We start from the raw sequence: 1807 nt of genomic DNA on the forward strand, positions 1-1807 counted from the left end.
ACTCGCGCCATCGCCGCCGAACACGAACGGAAACTCGCGGCCCTCCAGCGCGTTCGTCACCGCCGCGATCACCGAAGCGCCGGCCATGTTGACCGCCTTGTAGCGCGCCTCCGCGATCGCCCTGGTCGATTCCACGATATCGGCGACGCCGATCGACCAGTCGTCCGGCAGCGGCGAATACAGCGCCGGGTCCATCAGGCTGGCAAAGCCGCGAAAGACCGGGATGGAACTGTAGAAGGTGTCGCTGGTGGGTGTGGTCATGGGCGGAAGATCGTCCGGGTTCCAGGGTTGGTGAATGTAGTTACGGCCGATCGCGACAATCGGTTCGGCCGTTACAGCGAATTGCCGGGCCTAGAGACATATTGACCGAAAACGATCTCCGACAACAAAATGTTTTCCGGGGTTGGCCCGTTTCGATACCCGGGATCGAGCTTCCGACTTGGCGTTTTGTTATTGCCCGAATGCATCTTTTTTGGTACAGTGATCGAGGATGGCCGAAGGCCTCAAACCCATCCCTCTCGTATTTTGGCGATCGGTAACCGGCCGAGAGCCAGTGCGAGAATGGCTGAATGAATTGTCCCGCGAAGACAAGCGGACGATCGGGCGCGACATCGCCAAGGTTCAGTACGGTTGGCCGATCGGTCTACCGCTGTGCCGTCCCCTGAGCGCAGGCTTGTGGGAAGTGCGTGCCTCGCTGCCGAGCAGGCGTGAGGCGCGGATATTCTTCGGATTTCACGACGGCATGCTGATCGCTCTGCATGCGATGATCAAGAAGGCGCAGAAGACCCCGGCGGAAGAACTGACGGTGGCACGGCAGAGATTTAAGGAGTTGCAGGCATGGCCAGGAAAAACCCGCACATAGGTTCGAGCTTCGAGAGCTGGCTCGAAGAAGGCGGAATCCGCGAGGAGGTAACCGCCGCCGCGATCAAGGCCGTGATTGCGCATCAGCTCGCCAGCGAAATGAAGAAGAAGAAGATCACCAAACAGCGAATGGCCGAGTTGATGAAAACCAGCCGTGCGCAGGTTGATCGACTGCTCGATCCCGACAACGGCAGCGCCACGATCGAAAGCCTGCAGCGAGCCGCAAGAATTGTAGGGCGGGAGTTACGGCTTCAACTGGTGTGACGTTCGAACCTTGCGACGGTCGGCCTACCCGCCCTTCGCCACCCCCTGCAACACCAACCGGTTGAGGCGCCCCGCAAACGCCGCCGGGTCTTCCGGCAGTTCGCCGTCGAGGATCTGGGCCTGCTCCAGCAGCAGGAACGAAAGGTCCGCACCGTCGGCGCTGTCGCCTGAGATCGCCGCCACCAGCGGGTGGCGCAGGTTGATCTCGAGGATCGGCTTGGTGCCGCCGCCCTTGTTCTGCCGCGCCAGCAGGCGCTCCAGTTCGCGGTCCGGGCCATGGCTGCCGGCGACCAGGCAGGACGCGCTCGACGTCAGCCGCTGCGAGGCGCGCACGTCGGAGACGCGTTCGCCGAGGGTCGCCTTGATCACGGCGATGATCGCGGCCCCATCGGCTTCCGGCTTCGTTTCTTCCTTGTTGTCGTCCAGCAGCGGGATCAGACCGAAATCGATATCGCCCTGGCTCAGCGACTTCAGCGGCTTGCCTTCGAAATCGAGCGGGGCCGAGGTCCAGAACGCGTCGACCGGATCGGTCAGCAGCAAAACCTCGATGCCGCGGGCGGCGGCCGACTCCAGCTTGGGATTCGATTTCAGCCGCTCGATGCTGTCGCCGGCCAGGAAGTACACTTCGGTCTGGTTCGGTTTGAGATCCGCGATGTACTGCTTCAGCGACCGGTTCTCGCCC

Annotated in this window: 3 protein-coding genes and 1 pseudogene; 2 read left to right on the top strand and 2 right to left on the bottom strand. The window is 62.3% G+C overall.

The window, feature by feature from the left end:
• Positions 1-261 (bottom strand): DUF3095 family protein (locus Q7U29_RS03660; RefSeq protein ID WP_304738552.1); only part of this gene is annotated, 261 nt, incomplete at its 3' end.
• A 229-nt stretch (positions 262-490) separates the two neighbouring features.
• Between Q7U29_RS03660 and Q7U29_RS03665 the strand changes: the two genes are divergently transcribed.
• Entirely contained in the window at positions 491-862 is a 372-nt protein-coding gene (locus Q7U29_RS03665; protein ID WP_304738555.1) for a type II toxin-antitoxin system RelE/ParE family toxin, read from the top strand.
• Entirely contained in the window at positions 838-1125 is a 288-nt protein-coding gene (locus tag Q7U29_RS03670) for a Fis family transcriptional regulator (protein WP_304738557.1), read from the top strand. Before Q7U29_RS03665 ends, Q7U29_RS03670 begins: the two co-directional genes overlap by 25 nt.
• 24 nt (positions 1126-1149) lie before the next feature.
• Here Q7U29_RS03670 and Q7U29_RS03675 read toward each other — a convergent pair.
• Positions 1150-1807: pseudogene (locus Q7U29_RS03675) on the bottom strand (molecular chaperone HtpG); the annotation flags it as partial.

The organism is Bradyrhizobium sp. (assembly GCF_030654605.1).
GTDB lineage: Bacteria > Pseudomonadota > Alphaproteobacteria > Rhizobiales > Xanthobacteraceae > Bradyrhizobium.

Bases quoted from the DNA above. Each gene is read 5' to 3' on its own strand.
- Q7U29_RS03665 (WP_304738555.1), top strand. From the start codon at position 491: ATGGCCGAAGGCCTCAAACCCATCCCTCTCGTATTTTGGCGATCGGTA.
- Q7U29_RS03670 (WP_304738557.1), top strand. From the start codon at position 838: ATGGCCAGGAAAAACCCGCACATAGGTTCGAGCTTCGAGAGCTGGCTC.